Origin of the sequence: Micropruina sp. (genome assembly GCF_047606665.1) — a bacterium.
In the GTDB taxonomy this organism is placed as follows: domain Bacteria; phylum Actinomycetota; class Actinomycetes; order Propionibacteriales; family Propionibacteriaceae; genus Micropruina.
On the sequence record NZ_JASGEF010000040.1, the window covers coordinates 31,300 to 49,717 of the forward strand.

At 68.7% G+C, this 18,418-nt stretch carries 18 protein-coding genes; all 18 read left to right on the forward strand.

Annotated features, from left to right (window positions below):
- The first annotated feature begins 31 nt into the window (after nt 1-31).
- The 18 genes from QM619_RS09305 (at nt 32) to QM619_RS09390 (ending at nt 18,292) form a co-directional block, all read left to right on the forward strand.
- On the forward strand, nt 32-1,558 hold the full coding sequence (locus QM619_RS09305; RefSeq protein ID WP_415107237.1) for a CAP domain-containing protein: 1,527 nt from the start codon (nt 32-34) through the stop codon (nt 1,556-1,558).
- 151 nt (nt 1,559-1,709) lie between these two features.
- Nucleotides 1,710-2,339, forward strand: coding sequence for a hypothetical protein (locus tag QM619_RS09310; protein WP_415107240.1), 630 nt, complete (start codon nt 1,710-1,712; stop codon nt 2,337-2,339).
- Entirely contained in the window at nt 2,336-2,905 is a 570-nt protein-coding gene (locus tag QM619_RS09315) for an OmpA family protein (protein ID WP_415107243.1), read from the forward strand. The genes QM619_RS09310 and QM619_RS09315 overlap by 4 nt, the downstream gene beginning before the upstream one ends.
- A gap of 37 nt (nt 2,906-2,942) precedes the next feature.
- Nucleotides 2,943-3,722 carry an imidazole glycerol phosphate synthase subunit HisF gene (gene hisF, locus QM619_RS09320; protein WP_415107246.1) on the forward strand — a complete coding sequence of 260 codons (780 nt, stop codon included), beginning with the start codon at nt 2,943-2,945 and terminating at the stop codon, nt 3,720-3,722.
- Between the two features lie 130 nt (nt 3,723-3,852).
- Nucleotides 3,853-4,251 carry an HIT family protein gene (locus QM619_RS09325; RefSeq protein WP_415107249.1) on the forward strand — a complete coding sequence of 133 codons (399 nt, stop codon included), beginning with the start codon at nt 3,853-3,855 and terminating at the stop codon, nt 4,249-4,251.
- 99 nt (nt 4,252-4,350) lie between these two features.
- Nucleotides 4,351-4,659, forward strand: coding sequence for a 4a-hydroxytetrahydrobiopterin dehydratase (locus tag QM619_RS09330; RefSeq protein ID WP_415107252.1), 309 nt, complete (start codon nt 4,351-4,353; stop codon nt 4,657-4,659).
- A 235-nt stretch (nt 4,660-4,894) separates the two neighbouring features.
- Nucleotides 4,895-6,643, forward strand: coding sequence for an acetolactate synthase large subunit (locus tag QM619_RS09335; protein ID WP_415107255.1), 1,749 nt, complete (start codon nt 4,895-4,897; stop codon nt 6,641-6,643).
- On the forward strand, nt 6,640-7,176 hold the full coding sequence (gene ilvN / locus QM619_RS09340) for an acetolactate synthase small subunit (protein WP_415107257.1): 537 nt from the start codon (nt 6,640-6,642) through the stop codon (nt 7,174-7,176). Before QM619_RS09335 ends, ilvN begins: the two co-directional genes overlap by 4 nt.
- A gap of 19 nt (nt 7,177-7,195) precedes the next feature.
- Entirely contained in the window at nt 7,196-8,224 is a 1,029-nt protein-coding gene (gene ilvC, locus QM619_RS09345) for a ketol-acid reductoisomerase (protein WP_415107260.1), read from the forward strand.
- Nucleotides 8,225-8,593: 369 nt separating this feature from the next.
- Nucleotides 8,594-9,835 carry an inorganic phosphate transporter gene (locus tag QM619_RS09350; protein WP_415107263.1) on the forward strand — a complete coding sequence of 414 codons (1,242 nt, stop codon included), beginning with the start codon at nt 8,594-8,596 and terminating at the stop codon, nt 9,833-9,835.
- A gap of 61 nt (nt 9,836-9,896) precedes the next feature.
- Complete coding sequence (locus QM619_RS09355) at nt 9,897-10,142, forward strand: hypothetical protein (protein WP_415107266.1); 246 nt, start codon at nt 9,897-9,899, stop codon at nt 10,140-10,142.
- Nucleotides 10,143-10,146: 4 nt separating this feature from the next.
- On the forward strand, nt 10,147-10,470 hold the full coding sequence (locus tag QM619_RS09360; protein WP_415107269.1) for a DUF3349 domain-containing protein: 324 nt from the start codon (nt 10,147-10,149) through the stop codon (nt 10,468-10,470).
- Between the two features lie 9 nt (nt 10,471-10,479).
- A complete protein-coding gene (locus QM619_RS09365) occupies nt 10,480-10,806 on the forward strand; it encodes a DUF3349 domain-containing protein (protein WP_415107272.1) in 327 nt (108 codons plus the stop codon).
- 231 nt (nt 10,807-11,037) lie between these two features.
- Entirely contained in the window at nt 11,038-13,437 is a 2,400-nt protein-coding gene (locus tag QM619_RS09370) for an HAD-IC family P-type ATPase (RefSeq protein ID WP_415107275.1), read from the forward strand.
- A gap of 136 nt (nt 13,438-13,573) precedes the next feature.
- Nucleotides 13,574-14,284 carry a FadR/GntR family transcriptional regulator gene (locus QM619_RS09375; RefSeq protein ID WP_415107278.1) on the forward strand — a complete coding sequence of 237 codons (711 nt, stop codon included), beginning with the start codon at nt 13,574-13,576 and terminating at the stop codon, nt 14,282-14,284.
- 176 nt (nt 14,285-14,460) lie between these two features.
- Nucleotides 14,461-15,879, forward strand: a complete 1,419-nt coding sequence (locus QM619_RS09380; protein ID WP_415107281.1) for a four-carbon acid sugar kinase family protein — start codon at nt 14,461-14,463, stop codon at nt 15,877-15,879.
- Between the two features lie 14 nt (nt 15,880-15,893).
- Nucleotides 15,894-16,796, forward strand: coding sequence for an NAD(P)-dependent oxidoreductase (locus QM619_RS09385; protein WP_415107284.1), 903 nt, complete (start codon nt 15,894-15,896; stop codon nt 16,794-16,796).
- Nucleotides 16,793-18,292 (forward strand): SLC13 family permease, encoded by a 1,500-nt coding sequence (locus QM619_RS09390; RefSeq protein ID WP_415107286.1) that lies wholly within the window; start codon nt 16,793-16,795, stop codon nt 18,290-18,292. The genes QM619_RS09385 and QM619_RS09390 overlap by 4 nt, the downstream gene beginning before the upstream one ends.
- Nucleotides 18,293-18,418: the final 126 nt, after the last annotated feature.

The window sequence follows — 18,418 nt, forward strand, 5'->3', positions numbered from 1 at the left end:
CGGTGGCGGTCGGCCGTTTGTTGGGGGAACCATGAAGCGCATCGTCGCCGCGCTGTCCACGATTCTGCTTACCGCCTGGCTGTTGGTCACGCCGTCGCCGGCCTACGCCGATTCCAGGGACATCGACAACTCGTCGCTGGAATCCGTGCGGGACGCCTACCTGACCTGGCTGCGGCCCGCATTGGAGGTGCCGCAGTCGTGGGACGGCGATCCGGACAAGTGCGTGACAGGCCAGGACACGCCGGTCACGGCGCAGCCGGCGGCCGCGGTCGGAACCTTCTCCGAGGCTGGGCAGGAAGCGACGCTGGACGCGATCAACTACTTCCGCGAGATGGCCGGGCTCCGGTCGGTCACCGAGAAGTCCGAGGGTTCCGCGCTGGCCCAGCAGGCCGCTCTGATCATGCGGGCGAACCGGAAGCTCACCCACGAGCCGACCCCGGACATGGCCTGCTACAGCATCGCCGGCGCACAGGGCGCCGGAGCCTCCAACCTGTCCATCGGCTGGGTCGGCGCACGGGCGATCGCCAGCGGGTTCATCGACGATCCGGGCGACGGCAACGTGGTGGTCGGCCACCGCCGGTGGGTGCTGTATCCGCCCTTGTCGGGCGTGGGTATCGGGTCGACGGATCAGACCACCAGCATGGTCGTGTTCGGCAATGGAACTTCGAGCAGCAATCCGCATCCGAACCAGGGGACGGCCTGGCCGTCGGCGGGCTACGTTCCGTGGGAAGTGATGCCGACCAGCGGGCGTTGGTCGTACTCAGTGCCCCGCGCCGACTTCGCGTCGGCCACCGTCGCGATGAAGAAGAACGGCGCGGCATGGCCGGTGTCGCCGATCGCTCGCAACGGTGGCTACGGCGACCCGGCATTGGTCTGGCAGGGCGATCCGATCGCGGAGCCCGCGCCCGGCGCGGTGGACACCTACGACGTCGCAATCAGCGGAATCGCCGGCGGGCCGGTCAACTATCAGGTCAAGGTCTTCCCGGTGGGTTCCGTCCCGACTCCGCCGAAGGAGTTCACCAAGTCACCGACGCCGACGATCTCGGGGACGGCGCAGGTCGGCAAGACGCTGACCGCGAAGCCAGGCAATTGGTCGCCGTCTCCAGGCTTCGTGAGCTACCAGTGGTACCGCGACGGCGAGCCGATCGCCGGGGCCACCTCGCGCACCTATCTGGTGGACGCCGCCGCCAAGGACGCGGCCGTCACCGTCGGGGTCACCGCCGGACGAACCGGGTACGAGACGACCACGCGGACGTCCAAGGCCACCAAGAAGGTGAAGGCGGGGACGATCACCGCCGCGAAGCCGACGATCACCGGAACGGCGCGGGTGGACCGGATTCTGACGGCCGTACCGGGGACGTGGCAGCCCGAGACGACGACCTTCTCGTACCAGTGGTACCGCAACAGTTCGACGATCAAAGGGGCGACCGGGGCCACCTACACCCTCAAGCCCGCCGATAAGGGCAAGAAGATCTCGGTGAAGGTGACCGGACGGGCCGCCGGCTACACCACCAAGGCCAAGACCTCGGCGAAGACCGGCAAGGTGGGCGCGGCCTGACCGCGGCGAGCTGGACGGAGGCCGGTGATCCACGGGCTGGTGGCGTCGTTCGGCCGGAAGTTATCCACAATTTGACGATCCGGCGGTCCAGAAGGCCGCGGCAGCGTTTACGGTGAGGGCCCGGACCCAACCCGGAACAAGGAGTAATCGCATGCGTCTTCTGCTGTCGTCCCTGCTTATCTGCCTGATCCCTGTGGCCGGCTGCACGATCGGCGGCAGTTCGCCGACATCGCCGGGCCCGGCCGCCTCGACGGCGGCCGATCCGACCGGCGCGCCGTCGGCGTCCGTGACCAGCGCCCAGCCGAGCCCGTCGGCGTCCGAGCTTCCGGTGCTGGCTTCGCGAAAGACCACCCTCGCCCAACTGCCCGCCGTGGTCAGCCTCAATGAACTGTCGGTGCGCGACGGGGTGACCACCCTGACCTGGACGGTGGCCAACGCTCAGCCCGCCGGAAGCAAAGGCATCGGCATTCAGATGTCCGCGAACACCTTCGGCGACGGCATCATCGCGCGGGTGCCCGGAACCGACGATCCGGTCGAGAACGACCAGTACTACGTCGACGGGGTGTTCCTGCTCGACGCGGTCAACAAGCTCCGCTATCTGCCGGCCCGCGATTCGCAGGGCGTCTGCGTCTGCAGCTACGCACCCAGCAGCCTGTTCATCGCGCCCGGCGGCTCGATGCCGTTCAGCGCCACGTTCAAGGGCCTGCCCGAGGGCGTGACCACGGTCGACGTCTCCATTCCGCGGGTGGGGACATTCACCCGGGTGCCGGTTCAGCGATGACCAGGCGCCGGTGGACACGGGCCAGGCGGTTGGCGATCGCGGCCGGCGCGGTGTGGGCGTCGGTGGGTCTGTCGTCGTGGTGCCTGTCCGCTGTGGCGCGCGCCGATCCGACGACGCCGGACGATCCGTCGACGGTGCCGGGATTTCCGGTGCTGGCTTTCGACGGCGAGGCACGGGAGCTGACCTTCCCGGTGGCCACCCTGGACGGATCGGTCACCGAGGACGGCCGGACGATCACCCTCCGCGCCGACGTGTTCTTCGCCTACAACAAGGCCACTTTGAACACGAAGGCCGGGGCGGCGTTGGCACGGGCGGCGGAGAAACTGACCGAACTGGGGGCCACCAAGGTGCGGGTGGACGGCCACACCGACAGCAAGGGCAGTGCCGCCTACAACCGAGGCCTGTCCCAGCGGCGGGCGGTCGCCGTCCGGGCCGCGCTGGTGGCGTCGATCCCGGAGTTGGCGGTCACGGTCAAGGGCTACGGCGAGGCCAAGCCGGTGGCGAGCAACGAGACCGGCGCGGGGCGGGCGCTCAACCGCCGGGTGGTGATCACGGTCCTCGGCTGAGGGCGGCCGGCGGTCGTTGCGCACTACCCTGAGCGCTATGAGCGTCGCCATCCGGGTCATTCCCTGTCTGGACGTCCACGACGGACGCGTCGTCAAAGGAGTCAACTTCCTCAACCTGCGGGACGCCGGCGACCCGGTCGAACTGGCCGCGGCCTACGGCGAGCAGGGTGCCGACGAACTCACCTTCCTGGACATCTCGGCGTCCGCGCAGGGCCGGGAGACCACCCACGACATCGTGCGGCGCACGGCCGAGACCGTCTTCATCCCGCTGTGCGTCGGCGGGGGAGTGCGCGGCGTGGACGACGTCGACGTGCTGCTGCGCACCGGGGCCGACAAGGTCGGCATCAACACCGGGGCGATCAACCGGCCGCGGGCGATCGACGAGATCACCCAGCGGTTCGGCAACCAGGTGCTGGTGCTGTCCCTGGACGCCCGCCGCGAGGCCGGTCAGCCGTCCGGTTTCGGCGTCACCACCCACGGCGGCCGCACGGCAGCCGGACTGGACGCCATCGCCTGGGTGAAAGAGGCGGTCGACCGGGGTGCGGGCGAGATCTTGGTCAACTCGATGGACGCCGACGGCACCACCGCCGGCTTCGACCTGGAGATGATCGAGGCGGTCCGGAACGTCGTCGACGTCCCGGTGATCGCCTCCGGTGGCGCCGGCACCGTCGCGCACTTCGTGGACGCCGCCCGCGCCGGCGCCGACGCCGTGCTGGCGGCGTCCGTCTTCCACTACGGCACCCTCAGCGTCGCCGAGGTCAAGCAGGCCCTCGCCGACGCCGGCTTCCCGGTCCGACTCCCGGTTGCCGGCCGCTGACGATCACGGGGACGTTCCTACCCGGTCCAGCCGTTCCGTGGTCCGTTGGGGACGGTTCTTTCGCCTGACTCGCGCTGAGCGGTCCGTTCGGGACGGCTCCTTCTCTCCGTTCACCCGCTAAATTCCGGGCATGGCCTGTCTGTTCTGTTCGATCGTCGCCGGAGACATCCCGGCTCGCCGGGTCTACGAGGACGATCACGCGATCGCCTTCCTCGACATCAACCCGTGGAAGCGGGGACACACTCTGGTCATCCCGCGCCGGCACGTCGACGATCTGCTGGACGCCGACGAGGCTCTCACCGAGATCGCGCCGGCGATCGGCACCGTCGCGCGGCTGCTGACCGAGCGCCTGGACTCCGACGGCCTGAACCTGCTCTCCAACACCGGCGCCGTGGCCGGCCAGGAGGTGTTCCACCTGCACGTCCACCTGGTGCCTCGGTACGCTGAGAACCCCGGTCTGCGTCGACTCCTCGACCACGACTCGCCGATCGACATCGACGAGGTCTACGCCGCCCTTACCGCGTCCTGACCCCCGTCGTTTTTCGGACGCCCGCACCACCGAGCGCACGGTGGGCCCTCCCCGGCCGGGGAGCGGACGCGGGCCGAAACGACGGCGCACAATGAACGGATGAGCAGACTTCTCACCGACGAAGAGATCGCGCGGCAACTGGGTGACCTACCGGGCTGGTCGAGGCAGGACGACGCACTGGCGGCGAGCATCGAGGCACCGGACTTCCCGGCCGGGATCCGGCTGGTGACGATGGTTGCCGACGAGGCCGAACGGCTCAACCATCATCCCGACATCGACATCCGCTGGCGCACCACCCACTGGCGGCTGAGCACCCATGACGCCGGCGGCCTCACCCAGCTGGACATCGAACTCGCCCACCGGATCGTCGAGTGCGCGGACGCTGTGGGTGCCTGGTTCGCCTGCTGAGCGGAACCTCCAGGACGATCCCAGTGAACCCGGTCCATATCGTGAAAACGCTGGCTCAGAAGTTGACACCACAACGCCGCGGGGCGAAAACTGTCCTCGTGCGGATCTTCTTCCTCGTACTTTCGTGAGCGTGTCAGCCGACTAGTCGACCGACACGCGCCCCTCGCCTGCCGACGCAGCGGGGGTTTTTTCATGCAAGAGGACCGCAACCATCGCCCGCAGAAAGGGGACCGAGATGTCCGACACCATCGCACCACCACTGCTGACCGGGGCCGAAGCCCTCGTCGAGTCGCTGGAGCGAGTCGGCGTAGAGGTCATCTTCGGCATCCCCGGCGGGTGCATCCTGCCGGCCTACGATCCGCTCGGCCAATCGAAGCTGATCCGGCACATCCTGGTCCGGCACGAGCAGGGCGCCGGCCACGCCGCCGAGGGCTACGCGTTGGCGACCGGCAGGGTCGGGGTGTGCATGGCCACCTCGGGCCCGGGCGCCACCAACCTGGTCACCGCGATCGCGGACGCCCACATGGACTCCGTCCCGATCGTCGCGATCACCGGCCAGGTGTCCAGCTTCGCCATCGGCACCGACGCCTTCCAAGAGGCCGACATCCGCGGCATCACCTTCCCGATCACCAAGCACAGCTTCCTGATCACCCGCGCCGAAGAGATCCCGGCCGCCATCGCCGCCGCCTTCCACCTGGCGCAGAGTGGACGGCCTGGCCCCGTGCTGGTCGACATCGCCAAGGACGCGCTGACCAACTCGGCGCCGTTCGCCTGGCCGGAGACCATCGACCTGCCCGGTTACCATCCGGTCACCCAGCCGCACGTGAAGCAGATCCGCGAGGCGGCCCGGCTGATCGGCGAGTCCTCGCGTCCCGTTCTGTACGTCGGCGGCGGCGTGGTGAAGGCGCACGCGTCCGAAGAGTTGGCCACGCTGGCGGCGATCACCGGCATTCCGGTGGTCACCACCTTGATGGCGCGCGGCGTGTTCCCGGACAGCAACGACCTGCACATGGGCATGCCGGGCATGCACGGTTCGGTCTCCGCGGTCGGCGCGCTGCAGAAGGCCGACCTGCTGATCGCCCTCGGCACCCGCTTCGACGACCGGGTCACCGGCAGGCTGGACACCTTCGCCCCCGAGGCGAAGATCATCCACGCCGACATCGACCCGGCCGAGATCTCGAAGAACCGGGTGGCCGACGTCCCGATCGTGGGCGACGTGAAGAACGTGATCGCCGACCTGAACGGTGTCCTGCGCGGCGCCGATCTGCCCGACTTCAGTGCGTGGCGACGCTATCTGAGCGCGCTGAAAGAGAAGTACCGGGTGCCCACCGAGCCCACCCACGAGGGCATGCTGTCCCCGGAGTACGTGATCAAGCGCGTCGGCGATCTGACCGGCCCGGACGCGTTCTATGCGGCGGGTGTCGGCCAGCACCAGATGTGGGCCGCGCACCTGCTGCCGTTCGAGAAGCCCGGACGCTGGCTGAACTCGGGCGGTGCCGGCACCATGGGCTACTGCGTCCCGGCTGCGATGGGCGCCCAGGTGGGCGCACCCGACGCGGTGGTCTGGGGCATCGACGGCGACGGCTGTTTCCAGATGACCAATCAAGAGTTGGTCACCTGCGCACTGGAGGGCATCCCGATCAAGATCGCGGTGATCAACAACCAGAGCCTGGGCATGGTGCGGCAGTGGCAGACGCTGTTCTACGGGCAGCGCTACTCCAACACCGACCTGAACACGCTACGGGTGCCCGACTTCCAGAAGCTGGCCGAGGCGATGGGTGCGGTGGGTCTGCGGGCCGAGCATCCGTCCGAGGTGGACGCGGTGATCAACAAGGCGCTGTCCATCACCGACCGGCCGGTGGTGGTCGAGTTCGTCGTCCACAAGGACGCCATGGTCTGGCCGATGGTCGCCGCCGGGACCAGCAACGACGACATCAAGATCGCCAAGGATCTGGCGCCCGACTGGGAGGAAGAGGAACTGTGAGGACGCACACGCTGAGCGTGCTGGTCGAGAACAAGCCGGGTGTGCTGGCCCGGATCGCCGGTCTGTTCGCTCGTCGCGGCTACAACATCGAGTCGCTGGCGGTCGGGCCGACCGAGCGTCCGGAGTTGTCCCGGATCACCCTGCAGGTGGTGGTGGAGAGTCAGCAGGTCCTGGAGCAGATCACCAAGCAGCTGAACAAGCTGATCGAGGTGCTGAAGATCGTCGAGTTGGAAGACAGCGCGGTGCGCCGCGAGCTGGTGCTGATCAAGCTCAAGGCCGATCCGGTGAGCCGCAGCCAGATCATCGAGATCGTCCAGTTGTTCCGCGGCAAGACGGTCGATGTCCAGAACGAGTCGCTGACCATCGAGGCCACGGGTTCGCCCGACAAACTGGAGGCCCTGCTCGAGATGCTCAAGCCGTACGGCGTCCGCGAGCTGGTCCAGTCGGGCCTGGTCGCTCTCGGCCGGGGCAGCAAATCGCTCACCGACCGGTCCAAATCCGACAAGACCCGGACCCCCGTCCGCAACCACTAGTCAGTTAGGAAGACAACACATGGCAGAGATGTTCTACGACGACGACGCCGATCTCTCGATCATCCAGAACCGGGTGGTTGCGGTCATCGGCTACGGCTCCCAGGGGCACGCCCACGCGCTGTCGCTGCGCGACTCCGGCGTCGACGTCCGGGTCGGGCTGCGTCCGGGCTCGAAGTCGGCCGCCAAGGCCGAGGCCGAGGGACTTCGGGTGGTCACCGTCGCGGAGGCGGCCGCGGAGGCCGATCTGATCATGATCCTGGCTCCCGACCAACACCAGCGCACCATCTACGCCGAGGAGATCGCGCCGAACCTGCAGGCCGGCGACGCGCTGTTCTTCGCGCACGGCTTCAACATCCGGTTCGGCTACATCACCCCGCCTGAGGGCGTGGACGTCTGCATGGTCGCACCGAAGGGGCCGGGTCACCTGGTCCGTCGCGAGTACTCCGAGGGCCGCGGCGTCCCGGTGATCGTCGCCGTCGAGGTGGACGCCTCCGGCCAGGCCTGGCCGCTGGCGCTGTCCTACGCGAAGGCGATCGGTGGGCTGCGCGCCGGTGGCATCAAGACCACCTTCACCGAAGAGACCGAGACCGACCTGTTCGGTGAGCAGGCCGTGCTCTGCGGCGGGGCGTCCGCCCTGGTCCAGGCCGGTTTCGAGGTGCTTACCGAGGCTGGTTACCAGCCCGAGGTGGCGTACTTCGAGTGCCTGCACGAGCTGAAGCTGATCGTCGACCTGATGTACGAGGGCGGCATCGCCAAGCAGCGCTGGAGCGTCTCGGACACCGCCGAGTTCGGCGACTACGTGTCGGGCCCGCGGGTGATCGACGCGCGGGTGAAGGAGAACATGAAGGGCGTGCTGGCCGACATCCAGTCCGGCGCGTTCGCCAAGCGGTTCATCGACGATCAGGACGCCGGTGCGCCCGAGTTCAAGCGCCTGCGGGCCGAGGGCGAGGCGCACCCGATCGAGGGCACCGGTCGTGAACTGCGCAAGCTGATGGCGTGGGTGAAGAGCCACGACGACGACTACGTCGAAGGCACCGCCGCACGCTGAGTGAGCGTGCGCCCCCACCGCGGGGCGCATCAGGAACGGGCGCCTCTCCCCACAAGGGAGCCGGCGCCCGTTCTGCATGCCCGGCGACCTCGAACGCGGGGGAGGGTTCTTGCGCGGACTTCGAACGTGGGGACGGTTCTCGGACGTTGGGGACGATCCCCGCGCGTGCGAATCTCGCACGGTTGGGGACGGTTCTTGGGAGTGCGAGTTTCGAACGAGTGAGAACCGTCCCCAACGGTCACTCTGGTGACGGGGAGAACCGTCCCCGATGGTCACCGGCGGCAGATTTGGCCCAGCCGACCGGCGGATGTCACCGTCTGTTCACCTTCGGCGGCCCACCCGTTCACTCCGACCACACAGGCTTCGAATGTGACACTTGAGTTACTGCTACTAATCCTGGTGATCGGAACCGCTATCGCGTTCGACTTCACCAATGGCTTCCATGACACGGGCAACGCCATGGCGACCTCGATCGCCACCGGCGCGCTCAAGCCGAAGACCGCCGTGGCGTTGTCCGCGGTGCTCAACCTGATCGGCGCGTTCCTGTCCGTCGAGGTGGCGCTGACGGTGACCAACGCCGTGATCCGAATTCAGGACTCCACCGGAGCACCCAAAGCCGAGTTCCTGGCCAACCACGGCCATGGGCTGCTGATGATCGTCTTCTGTGGACTGATTGGCGGCGTGCTGTGGAACCTGCTGACCTGGCTGCTCGGCCTGCCCTCCAGCTCCTCGCACGCCCTGTTCGGCGGTCTGGTCGGTTCGGCGCTGGTCGCGCTCGGCATCGGCGGCGTCAACTGGATGGGCGACGGCAGCAAGCTGGACGGCGTGGTCGGCAAGGTCATCCTGCCCGCCTTCGCCTCGCCGGTGGTGGCCGCCCTGGTCGCGACCATCGGCACCTGGCTGATCTACCGGATCACCGCCGGCGTCGCCACCCGCTACGCCGAGTCGGGCTTCCGCTGGGGCCAGATCGGTACCGCGTCCCTGGTCTCGCTGGCGCACGGCACCAACGACGCCCAGAAGACGATGGGCGTGATCACGCTGGCGCTGATCGCCTACGGCACCTGGACCGACACCACCAACGTCCCGACCTGGGTCAAGATCGCCTGTGCGGTCGCTATCGCGGCCGGCACCTTCACCGGCGGCTGGCGGATCATCCGCACCTTGGGCAAGGGCCTGGTCGAGATCTCCTCTCCGCAGGGCATGGCCGCCGAGGCGTCCTCGGCAGCGGTCATCCTGACTTCCAGCCACCTCGGCTTCGCGCTCTCCACCACCCACGTGGCCACCGGCTCGATCCTGGGTTCCGGTCTCGGACGCCGTGGCGCGGAGGTCCGCTGGGGCGTCGCGCTGCGCATGGTTCTGGCCTGGTTCGTGACGCTCCCCGCCGCGGGACTGGTGGGCGCCGCCTGCTACCTCATCGGCAATGGCATCGGGGGTTACGCGGGCGTCCTGATCGTCTTCGGCGTGCTGGTCGGCCTGACCGCGTGGATGATCCGGCACTCGCGCAAGACCGCCGTCCATGCCGGCAACGTCAACGAGGACTGGGATCCGAACGCGACCCCGGGTTCGTCGGTGTCGTCGTCCGCTCCCGCCACCGTGGACGCCAAGGCCTGAGGAGGACCTGATCATGTTTCAGCTTTTCGCAAACGCAGTCGGCCAGGTTCTCATGGTCGGTGTGGTGATCGGCGCCGGCCTGCCGGCCCTGTTCGCCTTCGGTATCCGCACCCTGGCTATCGGTGCCGGCGGTGACGCCGAAATCGGCCATGAGCCGGGCAGGCCGGCGATGAAACTCGTCGCCTACCTGTGCTTCGCCTTGGTGCTGGGGGTCATCGCGCTCGGCATCGCGATCATCGTGTCGTCCGGGTTCGGGTATAACGTATCCTTTGACGGAATCATTCCGACCTTCGTGAAGAAGCACTGACGCCATGGCTGAGCGAAATCCTACGCCCACCGAGACCATCGTCGGTTGGCTGCGCACCGGCTATCCGGACGGCGTCCCCGCGCACGACTACGTGGCGCTGCTCGGCATCCTGCATCGTTCTCTGACCGATGCCGAGGTGACCGAACTGGCCGCGCAACTGCAGCACGATGACGACCGCGGCGAGGAGGCCATCCGGGAACGGATCCGGCAGCACGCCCTCGAGGAGCCGTCCGATGAGGACATCCGACGCGTCGCGAGCCGGCTCGCTGCGGGCGGTTGGCCGCTCGACCAGGCGGTCAGTGTTTCGACCGCGGTCGGTCGAGGCTGAGGAACGGATGTGTTGTCACGGATCGAACGAATCGTCGCCTGGCTCAAGGGGGGCTACCCCCACGGCATCCCCGAGGCGGACTACGTCCCGCTGCTTGCCGTACTGCGCCGGCGGCTGACCCAGCAAGAGATCGATGAACTGGCCGATCGGATCGTGAGAGACGGTCTGATCCCGGCCGTCCGGGTGGACGTGGGAGCCGAGTATCTTCGGGTCACCCACGAACTGCCCAGCGAGTCAGAGATCCGCCGGATCAGCGAGAAGCTGGCCGAATCGGGCGTCGATGTCGCCTACGTCGAGCCGGCCTGGGTCAGGCCGGCCGGCACCGACATCGCCTGAGACGAACCACTGCCCAGGGTCGCGCGCCGCGCGGCCCCTTGGGCCTTGCGCTGTCCCGTGACAGCGCACAGCCATCGCCGGCAGACCCCTCGGCCACCGGTTCCGATGGGACGCGTGGGGTCTGTCCCCCGCGTACCAGCCCGGACGCGCTGAGGCTCGCCCGGCGACCGACGTCCTGACCGGCCTACCCGGGTAGAACCACCTGTCTGCGGCGTGTGGCAAGCTTTCCGAGTGACAGCTCAGACCCGTCCTGCCGATCCGGGCCTGACCGCTGCCGAGGTGGCCGAGCGGATCCAGCGTGGGCAGCGCAACGACCTGCCACCTCGATCGGGCCGGACTCGCGCCGACATCGTCCGGGCCAATGTGTTCACTCGAATCAACGGCATCCTGGCCGCGCTGCTGATCTGCGTGCTGGCCACCGGCTCCTGGATCAACGGCGCCTTCGGGCTGCTGATCTTCGCCAACTCGGCGATCGGCATCATCCAGGAATTGCGGGCCAAGAAGACCCTGGACAGCCTGGCGGTGGTGGGCGAGGCCCGGCCCCGGATCCGCCGCGACGGCGTCGGACGGGAGTACGCACGGGAAGAGATCGTCCTGGACGACCTGATCGAGGTCGGCCCCGGCGACCAGATCGTGGTCGACGGGACGGTCGTCGAGGCCGACTACCTGGAGGTCGACGAGTCGCTGCTGACCGGCGAATCCGACCCGGAACCGAAGGCGCCCGGTGCCGAGGTGCTGTCCGGCAGCTTCGTGGTCTCCGGCGCCGGCGCCTACCGGGCGACCAGGGTCGGCGCCACCTCGTACGCCGCGCAACTGACCGCCGAGGCGGCCAAATTCACCCTGGTGAAGTCGGAGCTCACCCGCGGCATCAACCAGATCCTGAAGGTGATCACCTGGGTGCTGGTCCCGGTCGGGGCGGCGACGATCTGGGTGCAGCTGAGCCAGGCCGGCGACGATTGGCGACGCGCCGTCCTGGCGATGGCCGGGGCGCTGGTGCCGATGGTGCCCGAGGGGCTGATCCTGCTCACCGCGGTCGCCTTCGCGCTGGGCGTTGTCCGGCTCGGGCAGCGCAAATGCCTGGTTCAGGAGCTGCCCGCGATCGAGGGCCTGGCCCGTGTCGACGTGGTGTGCGCCGACAAAACCGGCACGCTCACCGAGAACGGCATGACCTTCGGCGAGCTGCGGGTGCTCGACGGCGTCCCGCCCGCCGAGGTCGAAGACGGCCTGCGGCAGCTGGCGGCGTCCGATGCCCGCCCGAACGTCTCGATGCAGACCATCGCCGCTGCGTTGGTACCGGCCGACGTCCGCTGGCCGGTGCTGGCTAAGGCCCCGTTCACCTCGGCGAAGAAGTGGTCGGGGGCAACGTTCGAGGCGTCCGCGAACGCGTCGGTGAGCTGGGTGATCGGCGCTCCCGACGTCCTGGCCGCGCCCGGTTCGGCGGCGGCGTCGGAGGCCGACCAGCTCGCCGCCCAGGGGTTGCGGGTGCTGCTGGTCGGCACCGCCGAGCTCCCCGTCGACGATCCGGGCGCCCCCGGGGCGGTCAGCCCGAAGGCCTTGGTCGTGCTCAACCAGCGGATTCGTCCGGACGCCGCCGACACCCTGGCCTTCTTCGCCGACCAGGGCGTCGGGCTGAAGGTGATCTCAGGCGACAACGCGGCATCGGTCGGCGCCGTCACCCGCTCGCTCGGCGTGGTCTCCGACCACGCTGTCGACGCCCGGATGCTGCCCGCCGACCCGCAGGCGTTCGCCGACGCCGTCGAGCACACCGATGTGTTCGGACGCGTCACCCCCCACCAGAAGCGGGCCATGGTGGGCGCCCTGCAGCAGCACGGGCACACCGTCGCGATGACCGGGGACGGCGTCAACGACGTCCTGGCGCTGAAGGACGCCGACCTGGGCGTGGCGATGGGGTCCGGCTCGGCAGCGACGCGGGCGGTGGCCAAGATCGTGTTGCTGGACGACCGGTTCGCCACCCTGCCGCACGTGGTGGCGGAGGGACGCCGGGTGATCGGCAACATCGAACGGGTCGCGAACCTGTTCCTCACCAAGACCATCTACTCGGCGTTGCTGGCCCTGTTCGTGGTGCTGTGGCGGGTGCCGTTTCCATATCTGCCGATCCACGTCACCATCACCGGCTGGTTCACCATCGGCATTCCGGCCTTCCTGCTGTCGCTGGCGCCGAACAACGAGCGGGCCCGTCCGGGTTTCGTGGAACGCGTGCTGCGGCTGGGGGTACCGGCCGGCGTCATCGTCGCGGTGGCCACGTTCGTCACGTACCTGCTGGTGCTGCCCGAGTCTGGCACGGACGTCGTCGCGATGCGCCAGGCGACCACGGCGACCCTGGCCTGCGTGATCGTCGCTGCCACCTGGGTGCTGGCCGTCGTGGCGCGTCCCTATCAATGGTGGAAGGTGGCGCTGGTGCTGGTTTCCGGGCTGGCCTATCTGCTGATCTTCAGTTGGCCGTTCACCCAGTCGCTGTTCATGCTGGACGTGAGCGACGCCTTGGCGATGACTACCGGTCTGATCTCCGGACTGATCGGCGCCGCGCTGATCGAACTGACCTGGTGGATCCGCGGTGCGATGTTCAACGAGCCGCGGGTGTTCTGGAAGTCGCGCATTGAGGACGTCTGACCACCCGCTCGCCACCAATGTCCGATGCCCTGCGGCCTACCCGGTAGATGCGGGACTCCAGGGCCGGAGCGGGCGGAGGATCGGGGGCGGCTGGTAGGGTGCCGATTGCTCAGAGGTCTGAGGGAAGGGGCGTCCGTTGCGCAGCCGGGTCGAGGAGATCGTCGAGTTCATCCTGGCCGCCATCGAGACCGGGCGGTTCGCCATCGGCGGCCGGCTGCCGGGCGAGGACGAGCTGGCCGAGCAGGCCGGAGCCAGCAGGCTCACCGTCCGTGAGGCGGTCAAGACCCTGGCTGCCCAGCGGGTGCTGAACGCGGTGCAGGGGCGCGGCACCTTCGTGAATCCGGTGGAGAAATGGATCTCGATCGAGGCGCTGATGCGGGTGAACCGCGGCAGCCCAATGGACGTCCTGCTCCAGCTCGTCGAGGTGCGCGGCTACATCGAGATCGGTGCCGCGGAGCACTTCGCACGGGTGGTCACCGACGAGCAGTTGGCGCAACTGCGCGCGCACCTCGATGAGATGATCGCCGCGCACGCCGTCACCGATGTGCCGCGGGTGATCGCCGCCGACCTCGCCTTTCATCAGCTGATCCTGGACGGTTGCGACAACCCGTTCATCGCCGCCACCATGCAGCCGCTGGGCCGCGCGCTTGTCGAGGGGCGGCGCGAGACGTCCGCCGTCCCGCAGATGCGCGAGCACGCCATTCACGAGCACGGCAACGTGCTGGCGGCGTTGGAGCGGCGCGATCCGCCGGCGGCGCGCAAGGCAATGCGGTCGCATATGCGGCAGACCGCGGCCGATACCCGGACCTACTTCCGTCCGGCCGAGGAGCCCACGCCCACGGCCTGAGTGCGCGCAGCCAACCAGTCTCGGTGAGGGTTCTGCGGGTTAGCCATGGCCCTGGAACTGCACCGTGTGGAATTTTCGGCGGCGTGCTGCCAACCCTTGAAGTCCTCTGAGGACTGCTGCTATCGTATATAACCTCAGACCTCAGAGGTCTGATGGATCACACAATGGAGGTGTGGATGATTTCAAGGGACGAATTACTAGCCGGCCTTCCGCCGGAGCGTCCGATCGGTCCGCAGGATGTCCGGCAGGCCCGCGAGGAGCAGGCGCGCCCGCTGGTCGTGCTCGACGACGACCCGACCGGCACCCAGTCGGTCGCCGAGCTGCCGGTCCTCAACTCGTGGACGGCCGACGACCTGGAGTGGGCATTGGGCACCGGCGCAGCGGCGGTCTACGTGATGACCAACTCGCGCTCGCTCGACCCCGTGGCGGCCGCCCGGTGCAACGTCGAGGTGGTCTCGGCGGCGATCGAGGCGGCGCGTCGGCTGGGCATCGAGGTGGACGTCGTCTCTCGCGGTGACTCGACCCTGCGGGGGCACTTCCCGCTGGAGCCGGACACCATTCGGGCGACGATGGCCGAGCACGGCATCGTGATCGACGGGGTCGTGGTGGTGCCGGCGTTCGGCGATGCCGGCCGGATCACGGTGAACTCGGTGCACTACGCCGGCAGCGACGCCAGCGGCTACGTGCCGGTGGGGGAGACCGAGTTCGCGCGCGACGCCACCTTCGGCTACGCCAGCTCCGACCTGCGCGATTGGGTCGCGGAGAAGACCGGCGGACGGATCCCGTCCGACCAGGTTGCGGCGATCACGCTGGCCGAGCTCCGTTCGGCCTCCGACGACGCGGTCGAGACCCTGGTGGGTCTCAGCGACGGGCGTCCGGTGGTGGTCGACATCGTCGACGAGGCCGACTTGCGCGCCCTCGCGCTCGCGGTGCTCCAGGCGCAGGAGCGCGGCAAACGCTTCGTGTTCCGGGTCGGCCCGCCCTTCGTCCGAGCGATGATCGGCCAGCCGGTGCTCGAACCGCTGACCGCCGCCGACGTGGCCGCGATCCGTCCGGCCGAGTCCGCCAACGGCGGCCTGATCGTGGTCGGATCGCATGTCGGGCTGACTACCCGGCAACTGGACGCCCTGCGCGCCCGGCGGGCGCCCGCCGAGTTCGAGATCGACGTCGCCACTGTGCTCACCGACGGCAGGGACGCCCACCTGGCCGAGATCGTCGACGCCGTCAGCGACGCGCTGACCAGGGGGAATGCCGTCATCCGGACCAGCAGAACGCTGGTCAAGGGCGCCGACGGCGACGACTCGCTGCGGATCGCACGTGTGGTGTCGGACGCCGTCGTCCAGGTCGTCCGCACCGTGCTCGACCGCACCCCGCCGCGATTCGTCATCGCCAAGGGCGGCATCACGTCCTCCGACGTGGCGGCTCGCGGACTGGAGATCGGCCGGGCGATCGTGCGCGGTCCGATGCTTCCCGGGATCGTCTCGCTCTGGGAGCCGATCATGGGGCCCGCACAGGGCATTCCGTACATCGTCTTCGCCGGCAACGTCGGCGACGACCAGTCCCTGGCCGACGTGGCCGACAAACTCTCCGACTGAAACGAGGAACCGACATGAACAATCCCGTCATCGCCGTCCTCGGCCTCGGTGCCATGGGTCTGCCCATGGCGACCCGGCTGGCCGAGAAGTACTCCGTCCGCGGCTTCGACATCAATCCCGAGCGGCTCGCGCTGGGTCAGCGGGCCGGGGTGGACGCCTCGGCGTCCGCACCCGAGGCGGCCACCGGGGCCGACGTCGTGCTGCTCGCAGTACGCAACAAGGCGCAACTCGAGGACGCCCTCTACGGTCCGAACGGCGTCGCGCCCGTCCTCGCCGCCGGGTCGACGATCCTACTCACCTCGACCGTCGGCATCGACGCCGTCCGCGAGGTCGCCGACCGGCTGGCCGCCGACGGCCGGCACCTGGTCGATGCGCCGATCTCCGGCGGCCCGGTGCGGGCCGGCAACGGTGATCTGCTGATCACCGTCGGGGCAACCGACCAAGCCTACGCGGCCGCGCTCGGCGTCCTGGAACAGCTGTCCTCGACCCTGGTCAGGGTCGGCGACAAGCCGGGCGACGGCCAGGCCATGAAGACCGTCAACCAGTTGCTCTGCGGCGTTCACATCGCAGCGGGCGCGGAGGCGCTGGCCCTGGCCGACGCCCTCGGCCTCGACCCGGCGCTGGCGCTGGAGACGCTCGGGGCCGGTGCGGCAGCCTCGTTCATGCTGGGTGATCGCGGACCGCGGATGCTGCAGGCCTACGACGAGGCGGGGGCCGAGGTGCGCAGCAGGATCGACATCTTCACCAAGGACATGGGCATCGTCAACGGTGCCGCCCGCTCGGCCGGCTTGGCTACCCCGATCGCCGCCGCGGCCGAAGGGCTGTTCCTGATCGCTCAGGCCGCAGGCCAGGCGGCGATGGACGACTCCTCGGTGATCAAGGTGATCGCGCCGACGCGCAGGGAGCAGCAGGGATGAGCCCCACCGTTCTGCTGCTGATCGCGGCGGCCGGTGTCGCGCTGCTGCTGTCACTGGTGCTGAAGCTCAAATTCCACCCGTTCGTCGCGTTGATGTTGGTGAGCATCCTGGTCGCTCTGGTGGCCGGGGTGCCGCCGAAGGACCTGGTCACGACGATCGAGAGTGGTATGGGCTCGGTGCTGGGTCACATCGCGATCATCATCGCCCTCGGCGCGATGGTCGGCCGGATCATCGAACTCTCCGGTGGCGCGCAGGCGCTGGCCGCCACACTGATGGAGAAATTCGGCAGCCGCCGGACACCGCTGGCGCTCACCGCCGCCGGCTTCCTGCTCGGCATCCCGGTCTTCTTCGAGGTCGGAGTGATCATCCTGATGCCGCTGGCCTACGGTGTCGCCAAGGCCGCGAAGAAGCCCCTGCTGCTCTACGCTCTGCCGATGTGCTCGGCGATGCTGGTGGTGCACGCCTTCCTGCCACCGCACCCGGGACCCGTGGCCATCGCGGGCATCTTCGGCGCCGACATCGGCCGGATCTTGATGTGGGGTCTTCCGCTGACCGCCGTCGTGACGTTCGTCAGCTACCTGGTCGCCAACCGGATGAACAAGAAGATCTATCCGATGAGCGATGACGTCCGGGCCGAGGTGTACGGCATCGACGTCACCAACGAGGACATCGTCGACTGGGTGAAAAACCCGGAGTCGGCGCACGCCGGCAGCCCGTCGGGTCATCACCTGGACGCCGCGGGCGGTGAGCACAGTGGCTTGAGCGCGGCCGAAGAGCTGGCGTCGGTCGACGTCCTCACTCGCCGGCTGCCGGCGGGTCCGGCCCCTAGTTTCGCGATGATCGCGTCGCTGATCATCCTGCCGATCGCGCTGATCCTGCTGGGCACGCTGGCGACCAGCTTCCTCGCCGAGGGCAACGTCGTCCGCTCGGTGCTGGTCGTGCTGGGTGCTCCGCTGGTCGCGCTGCTACTCGATGCGCTGCTGTGCGGGTACCTGCTCGGCATCCGGCGCGGCTGGAGCCTGCAGGACGTCGGTGACGTGATGGGCTCGGCGATCCCGCCGGTCGCCATGGTGATCCTGATCGCCGGTGCGGGCGGCGTGTTCGGCAAGGTGCTGGTGGCGACCCACATCGGCGATGCGGTGGCCAACGTGCTGCAGGCCACCGGATTGCCGATCCTGGTGCTTGCCTTCCTGTTCACTGTGCTGCTCCGGGCCGTGCAGGGATCGGCGACGGTCGCCCTGGTGACCACCGCCGGGGTGATCTCCCCGCTGATCGCCGCGGCGCACTACAACCCGAATCAGCTGGCCCTGGTCTGCCTGGCGATGGGTGCCGGCGCGTTGGCCGTCTCGCACATCAACGATGCCGGGTACTGGATCGTCGTGAAGCTCGCCGGCCTGTCGGTGGGCGACGGCCTGAAGACCTGGACGACACTGACCACTCTCGGCGGCGTCCTCGGTGTGATCCTGGTCGCCGCTGCCTGGCCACTGGTCAGTTAGGGAACCGCTGATCAATCATGTCCCGGCTGCGGCGCACCCGGACGGGCGATCTGCGGCCCCCAAATCTTGCGCCGTACGTCCAGTACGCCCACAAGATCTGGGGGCCGCAGCTCATCCCGCCGGGCA

Coding starts and splice junctions, on each gene's coding strand:
- QM619_RS09335 (WP_415107255.1), top strand. CDS start 4,895: ATGTCCGACACCATCGCACCACCACTGCTGACCGGGGCCGAAGCCCTC.
- QM619_RS09310 (WP_415107240.1), top strand. CDS start 1,710: ATGCGTCTTCTGCTGTCGTCCCTGCTTATCTGCCTGATCCCTGTGGCC.
- QM619_RS09305 (WP_415107237.1), top strand. CDS start 32: ATGAAGCGCATCGTCGCCGCGCTGTCCACGATTCTGCTTACCGCCTGG.
- QM619_RS09325 (WP_415107249.1), top strand. CDS start 3,853: ATGGCCTGTCTGTTCTGTTCGATCGTCGCCGGAGACATCCCGGCTCGC.
- ilvC (WP_415107260.1), top strand. CDS start 7,196: ATGGCAGAGATGTTCTACGACGACGACGCCGATCTCTCGATCATCCAG.
- QM619_RS09385 (WP_415107284.1), top strand. CDS start 15,894: ATGAACAATCCCGTCATCGCCGTCCTCGGCCTCGGTGCCATGGGTCTG.
- QM619_RS09360 (WP_415107269.1), top strand. CDS start 10,147: ATGGCTGAGCGAAATCCTACGCCCACCGAGACCATCGTCGGTTGGCTG.
- QM619_RS09330 (WP_415107252.1), top strand. CDS start 4,351: ATGAGCAGACTTCTCACCGACGAAGAGATCGCGCGGCAACTGGGTGAC.
- QM619_RS09390 (WP_415107286.1), top strand. CDS start 16,793: ATGAGCCCCACCGTTCTGCTGCTGATCGCGGCGGCCGGTGTCGCGCTG.
- QM619_RS09380 (WP_415107281.1), top strand. CDS start 14,461: ATGATTTCAAGGGACGAATTACTAGCCGGCCTTCCGCCGGAGCGTCCG.
- QM619_RS09315 (WP_415107243.1), top strand. CDS start 2,336: ATGACCAGGCGCCGGTGGACACGGGCCAGGCGGTTGGCGATCGCGGCC.
- hisF (WP_415107246.1), top strand. CDS start 2,943: ATGAGCGTCGCCATCCGGGTCATTCCCTGTCTGGACGTCCACGACGGA.